Origin of the sequence: Fontibacillus forbon (genome assembly GCF_046559655.1) — a bacterium.
Classification (GTDB): domain Bacteria; phylum Bacillota; class Bacilli; order Paenibacillales; family Paenibacillaceae; genus Fontibacillus.
This window is the reverse complement of record NZ_JBKGFV010000012.1, coordinates 63,190-69,189: the sequence shown is the minus strand read 5'-3', so window position 1 is coordinate 69,189 and position 6,000 is coordinate 63,190. Positions and strand designations below refer to the sequence as shown.

General features: G+C 48.6%; 7 protein-coding genes and 1 rRNA gene. 2 read left to right on the top strand and 6 right to left on the bottom strand.

The annotated features are described in order from the left end of the window. The 3 genes from ACLB09_RS25670 to ACLB09_RS25660 all read right to left on the bottom strand — a co-directional run. Positions 1-62: ribosomal RNA gene (locus tag ACLB09_RS25670) — 16S ribosomal RNA — on the bottom strand; the annotation flags it as partial. Positions 63-412: 350 nt separating this feature from the next. Then, a complete protein-coding gene (locus tag ACLB09_RS25665) occupies positions 413-622 on the bottom strand; it encodes a hypothetical protein (RefSeq protein WP_114498939.1) in 210 nt (69 codons plus the stop codon). Between the two features lie 192 nt (positions 623-814). Further along, a complete protein-coding gene (locus ACLB09_RS25660; RefSeq protein WP_410772640.1) occupies positions 815-1,435 on the bottom strand; it encodes a stage II sporulation protein M in 621 nt (206 codons plus the stop codon). 104 nt (positions 1,436-1,539) lie between these two features. On the opposite strand from ACLB09_RS25660, the gene pdaB reads away from it, so the two are divergent. Next, positions 1,540-2,349, top strand: a complete 810-nt coding sequence (gene pdaB / locus ACLB09_RS25655) for a polysaccharide deacetylase family sporulation protein PdaB (RefSeq protein WP_410772639.1) — start codon at positions 1,540-1,542, stop codon at positions 2,347-2,349. 83 nt (positions 2,350-2,432) lie between these two features. On the opposite strand, the gene ACLB09_RS25650 is transcribed toward pdaB, so the two are convergent. After that, positions 2,433-3,026 carry a KinB-signaling pathway activation protein gene (locus ACLB09_RS25650; RefSeq protein WP_410772638.1) on the bottom strand — a complete coding sequence of 198 codons (594 nt, stop codon included), beginning with the start codon at positions 3,024-3,026 and terminating at the stop codon, positions 2,433-2,435. Positions 3,027-3,156: 130 nt separating this feature from the next. On the opposite strand from ACLB09_RS25650, the gene gerD reads away from it, so the two are divergent. Further along, positions 3,157-3,981, top strand: a complete 825-nt coding sequence (gene gerD, locus ACLB09_RS25645) for a spore germination lipoprotein GerD (protein ID WP_410772637.1) — start codon at positions 3,157-3,159, stop codon at positions 3,979-3,981. Between the two features lie 25 nt (positions 3,982-4,006). Here the strand turns inward: gerD and ACLB09_RS25640 are convergent, their stop codons facing one another. Both ACLB09_RS25640 and cwlD read right to left on the bottom strand, forming a co-directional pair. Continuing rightward, positions 4,007-5,116, bottom strand: coding sequence for an Mrp/NBP35 family ATP-binding protein (locus ACLB09_RS25640; protein ID WP_410772636.1), 1,110 nt, complete (start codon positions 5,114-5,116; stop codon positions 4,007-4,009). Between the two features lie 60 nt (positions 5,117-5,176). After that, a complete protein-coding gene (gene cwlD, locus ACLB09_RS25635) occupies positions 5,177-5,944 on the bottom strand; it encodes an N-acetylmuramoyl-L-alanine amidase CwlD (protein ID WP_410772635.1) in 768 nt (255 codons plus the stop codon). Positions 5,945-6,000 lie beyond the last annotated feature (56 nt).

The following is a 6,000-nucleotide window of genomic DNA, read 5'->3' as shown; positions in this document are numbered from 1 at the left end:
ACTTGCATGTATTAGGCACGCCGCCAGCGTTCGTCCTGAGCCAGGATCAAACTCTCCAATAAAGATGGAAGGATCTACTCTCCTGAAAGGGAGTGGCTTTCCATCAAAGTGTTTGACTTGCTCATTTCAAAAAACTGACGAGAAAATTAATTCTCATTTTAATACTCACTCGTTGTTCAGTTTTCAAAGATCAACTTTCGCTTTCGTCCGTCGCTGCGTTCCAGCGGCGACTTTTATAATATACCATAGGGAGCATGTTCTTTGCAAGAGTTTTTTGAAAGTTTTTGTTTTCAATGTTATCCTGCCGACCATACTCTTGGCCGTTCCCTAAAAAGCGGAACGTCTGATAATTTACCATATTCAAAACAGTAAAGTCAAATCCAATTATATCCTATTATGCGTTATATGAAAACTACCCTTTACGGGCATACTTGGAGAGTTCTTTGGAAGGCGCAAACCGGGCATACATCCGGAATACGGTTTTGTACCGATTGGCAATGGCGTGGCGAATCTCATGATCCAAACGCTGGTCGCTCAAATCAAGCAGCATCTCATCCAACTCTTTACGAAGCACATAATCCAGTTCTTTGCATTCTTTTTCGTTAAATAACATTCCCAGCATAATTAAGAACAGCTCCTTTTCAGCGAAGTGACGATTTTTACTTGGACGTAGGTTAGGACTTTTCCGGGGCGCTCCACACTTTACATATCCTGGGTATTGATTAACCTCATACCTGCCCGTATAAACTCGTTCTTTTGAACCGCTTTAATGGTATGCTCACTTTCCGGGAAAATTATGACAAACGATTTTATTTTAACGAACCAGATGATATGTGACCGTACTTTCTATAACCGCCGCGACCAACAAGAATACTACGATCCAAAACGCTCCGCGTCCCGCCGAGGTCAGAAATTCTCCCCACTTCACAGTACGATCGCCCCGGTCCCTTGCTCCCAATTCTCCAACCCCTTTCAGCACCAGATAACCAAACTGAAGACCAAATGCAGAGGCAATGAGGATGGCTGGAATTTCGATGATTCCATGAGGTAACAATCCAAGTACGATCAATTCAAACAAATTCTCCCCCTGAGACGCCGCAAGCGACACCACCAGTCCCAACACCATCCCATTCATCAGTAAAAAAATAGCCGGGAACAATCCAAGCAAGGCACCTAAGAGAATGACGGCCACGCTTTTCACCGCATTATTTAGGAAAATGAATTTAAAAAAGCTAAGTTCCGGCACCGGCGATTGCGACAATTGGCGGCTATACCCTCTGAGGCTTTCAAGCTGCGGCTCGACCAGTCTCGCAATGCTTTCCGATCCCGCCGCACCTAGAAGGATTCCAATAGTAAACAATAACAGCGATATCCACATCATTTTTTTATACCTGGATAAATCCAGAAAAAATCGGCGCAATGACAACATATTCATAAGTCCTCCTTATTCTAATCGGGGTCATAAAGCAAAACGGTACGAGCATACATTAGTACAAGCGGATCAAATTTCAATCTCATAATGAGAGGGGCAACAATCATATGAACAATTTCTTCTATGTCCTGAACGGGAAGAAGATCAAAAGGTTTTTCTTTGTTTTTGCCGCGGCGCTATTTGCAGCAGGTGTGATCTATGTGGAACAAGGCCATATTACTGTCTTCTCCGAAGAGAGCAGCCCGACAGCTATTTATAGTGTATCCACAGAGAAAAAGGTCATCGCGTTGACCTTCGATATCAGTTGGGGAGATAAGCGTACCGAGCCGATCCTCAAAGTACTGAAGGATAAAAACGTCCAGAAAGCAACCTTCTTCCTCTCGTCCCCCTGGAGCAAAAGCCATCCCGAATTGGTAAAAAGCATTCAGCAACAAGGTTATGAAATCGGCAGCCATGGCCATAAACATACGAATTACAGTGAGCTGAGTGAAGAAGATATTTCTAAGCAACTGACGGCGGCTCATACTATTTTAACCGATCTGACCGGAAAATCGCCAAATTTGCTGCGTCTGCCGAACGGGGATTTTGACAAGCGCGTGCTGAAAATAGCCGACGGCCTCGGCTACAAAGTCATTCAATGGGATACCGACTCTCAGGACTGGATGAATAAAGGAACCGATACGATCGTAAATCGCGTGGTCGGAAAAGCGCATCCCGGAGACATTGTATTATTGCATGCCAGCGATTCCGCGAAACAAACCCATGAAGCTCTTCCCATCATTATCGATGAACTCCGTAAAAAAGGTTATGAGTTTGTAACGGTATCCGATCTGTTGCAGGAAGCCGGGGTAAACGGGAATCAGGTCCGCGATCAGGCCTGGCTTCAAGGACAGATTAATACGGCAGCCGGTATGTAATTCAAACATTACCCATTTACACCAGCTATCGACGACAGTTAAAAAAGATCAAAAAAGCCCGGTGATGATCACCGGGCTTTTGGTCAGACTGTTTTCGGTTTAGGCTTCAATACGCGATGCAGAATCAGAATCTGGTAAGCATTGCATGCGATTAACGGCGCAGCTATCCAGGCGGTGGCCTGATCTACGCCGATCTTTAGTACCCCTACGATTTCAACGATCGTTACGGCGATCATGAAGAATAAGGTAGGAACCCAGGCAGACCGGTTCGTCATTTTAACTTTGAGGTAAGCAACGACACATGCAATCACCAACACAATAACGCCGAATATCAAGTCGGACGCTCCCTTGCCTTCCCGCCCCACAAAAGTACGGAAGAACATTAGCTCCAACAAGGCAAGTGCGGCGAGTACAATCTGAACATACAGCCAGGTCATGCGGGAAAATACGCCCGTTCCCATATAATTTATCATCATATAGGCGAAGAATCCCATCTGGGAATATACGCTAACCATGACACCGACCCCAAGTAAAATTCCGATATTCACCAGCAGATCTGCCGTTCCGTTCAGTTGAACGGTATTCGTCAACTGCAGCAATAAACCGACTACAAGCGAACCGACAGCGCCCACTACCAAGGTTGTCCAAAATAAAAACAGCCATTTTTTCAAGTTCAACCGTGCCACCCCCACTAACGAAATATTTTACCAACGATCCCGCTAAAAAACCATTGTTTTCGGTTGGATAAATCCTTTTTTGTGGCCGCATACTATGGACAGCGACAAGAAGCACAAGGAGGATGGAACCATGAAACGGCATTTATATCGTTGGTTTGCATGCATTTTATGTTTATTTACTCTTCCGCTGGCGGCCTGCGGTTCTGAACAAAGCTCCTCCTCTTCGCAGGGTGGGGGAGGATATAAAGACACCAAATCCATGGTTATCGATATTTTGAAGACCGATGACGGTAAAAAAGCTATATATGAAGCATTAAGCGGCGGATCCGGCGGGGGAAGCAGCGGAGGCGGACAAGAAGGGTCGAGTTCCGGTTCCGAGTCGGGGTCCGAATCCGGTTCGGGATCCGAGGGCGAAGGCAGTTCCGGAGAGTCCGGAGGCTCCGGGTCTTCGGGTGGCGGCGGTGGAAGCTTCGGCATCAAAATGATCCTTCCGGGTCAATCCTCCGATCAAATCCGCATGGCCGTAAAGGAAACCATCACGGCCCCGGAATACAAGAAAGAGCTGGAAAAAATCATGACCGACCCGCAATTTGCCGGCGATTTTGCCAAAGCGGTCAATTCGCAGAGCAAACAAATGCATATGGAGCTTATCAAAGATCCGGCGTATCAAAAATCGGTCAGTGAAATTATGAAGTCGCCTGAGGTCATGAAGATGTTCCTCGACCTTACCAAAACATCCGACTTCCGCAAACAATCGATGACGGTTATGCAGGAAGCCATGCAAAGTCCCCTCTTCAAAATGGAGGTTATGGAGCTTCTCAAAACCGTCGTTCAGGAACAGCTTCAGCCTAAAGTGGAAAAAGCCCCGAAGGAAGGCGGAGAAGGCGGTCAAGAAGGCGGCGGCCAGGAAGGCGGCAGCGGCACCGACAGTCAAGGCGGCAGCGGCGGATCCTAAGTAAAATAAAGACTGACCCCTAGGGTCAGTCTTTTGTACATTTGTCGATTATATTTAAAGCTACGTCCTTGTATATTTGCCCGACTGACGATTCCGCCTTATAAACAGACGGTGAAAAGTCCGGCTCGGAAGGATGGTTGTCCGGCGCGCTGACCGGGATTTGGGCCAAAAGTTCGGTATGAAGCGTTTCGGCCAATCTCCCGCCCCCGCCGCGTCCAAAGATGTAGTCCTTTTGTCCACAGGAGGAACATTCGTAATATGCCATATTTTCCACTACGCCAAGCACTTCGTGCTCGGTCTGCAGCGCCATCGCACCCGCCCGCGCGGCCACGAATGCCGCCGTGGCATGAGGGGTGGTTACGATAATCTCCCGGCTCTGAGGAATCATCTGATGCACATCCAACGCGATATCCCCCGTTCCAGGCGGCAGGTCGAGCAGCATATAGTCAAGGTCGCCCCAATTCACGTCGTTAAAAAATTGGCGCAGCATTTTTCCAAGCATCGGTCCCCGCCAAATTACGGGATTGTTGTCCTGGATGAAGAAACCCATCGACATAACCTTCACCCCGAAGCGTTCAACCGGAATGATGGCGCCATCTTCCACGGTGGGAGCGGTTTCGATTCCCATCATGTCGGGTACGCTAAAGCCGTAAATATCCGCATCAATCAAGCCTACGCGCTTGCCAAGTCTGGCAAGGGCTACCGCAAGATTGACCGTTACGGTCGACTTGCCGACCCCGCCTTTACCGCTCGCGACAGCGATAAAGTTTACTCCGGCTTCCGGATCAAGTACAGGGAGATGCTCCAAACCCGCTCCATGTCCTTTGATCGCCGGTTCTTCAGCTTCCGAAGCAGAGGTGTTCATCGAGTAGCCAGCTTGTTCACGCTCATGCTCCGATGCTACGCGAAAACGCAGATGCACATCCTGTATCCCTGCTTCCGCCAGCCGGAATCGGATCTCCTCGGCTACGGCTTGCTGCGCGTCCCCGTCTTTCTCCAGGGCGACAACGGTAAGGGATACGCGGCCTTCTTTAATCATTATGTCCCGGATCCACTGCATTTCGATCAAACTCCGCTTTAACGCCGGTTCCGCGACCGGCCGGAGCACGGCTTCAAGTTGCTCCTTCGTTATCAATGACAGCACCTCGACTTTACTGATATCATAATGACTTCCATTATGACAATTATTATATCATTACTTGTCGATATCTGCTGGTTTTCCCGATTCCCCAGAGCTGTACCGGAGTATCCCCTGATAGATGGACGCAGCCACTTTTCGCTGATACCTTTCATCTCCCAGCAACCCCGACTCCTCGGGGTGGGAAAGAAATCCGACCTCCACCAGAGCAGCCGGAATCTTTAAAGCCTCCAGCACATATACCGTCTTGTCGGACTGCTTTGCAACCCGATCGGTATTTTCCAGATTTCGTCTCAATTCCTGTTGGATCAGATCCGCCAAGTTGGCGCTATTCCCGTTATTGGGATAATAAAAAGTTTGCGCACCACGCCAGCGGGGCGAAGGCACACTGTTCATATGAATGCTTAGGAACAATTTAGCCTCTTGCTCTTCTATAAAACGGACGCGCTGCTTCAGGTCCTCCGTTTTTCTTTTCTTATACCCTTTCGTCTCCGCATCTGCCAGATCGCGGTCGTCCTCCCGGGTCATCACGACGATCGCACCGGCCTGTTGCAAATAATCGCGCAAGTACAGCGCAACCGCCAGATTAATATCTTTTTCAATGATCCCCTGTTTACTTACGGCTCCCCCATCAGGGCCCCCATGTCCGGCATCAAGCACGATAGTCTGTCCAGCCAGCGGAAGACTCCAATACGTCCATACTTTCGCCGATGGGATCTCGTAAATAGCCAACCCCGCAAGCATGCCGACCAACGCTATGCCGATCACTGCCTTTTTGATATGGCTCAGCGAGATCCAAACGCTCACCTTATCTCTGGAACCCATAAAAAAGCCACCTCCGTCCCTAATGACATTAATCATCATATGGGACGAGGTGGACA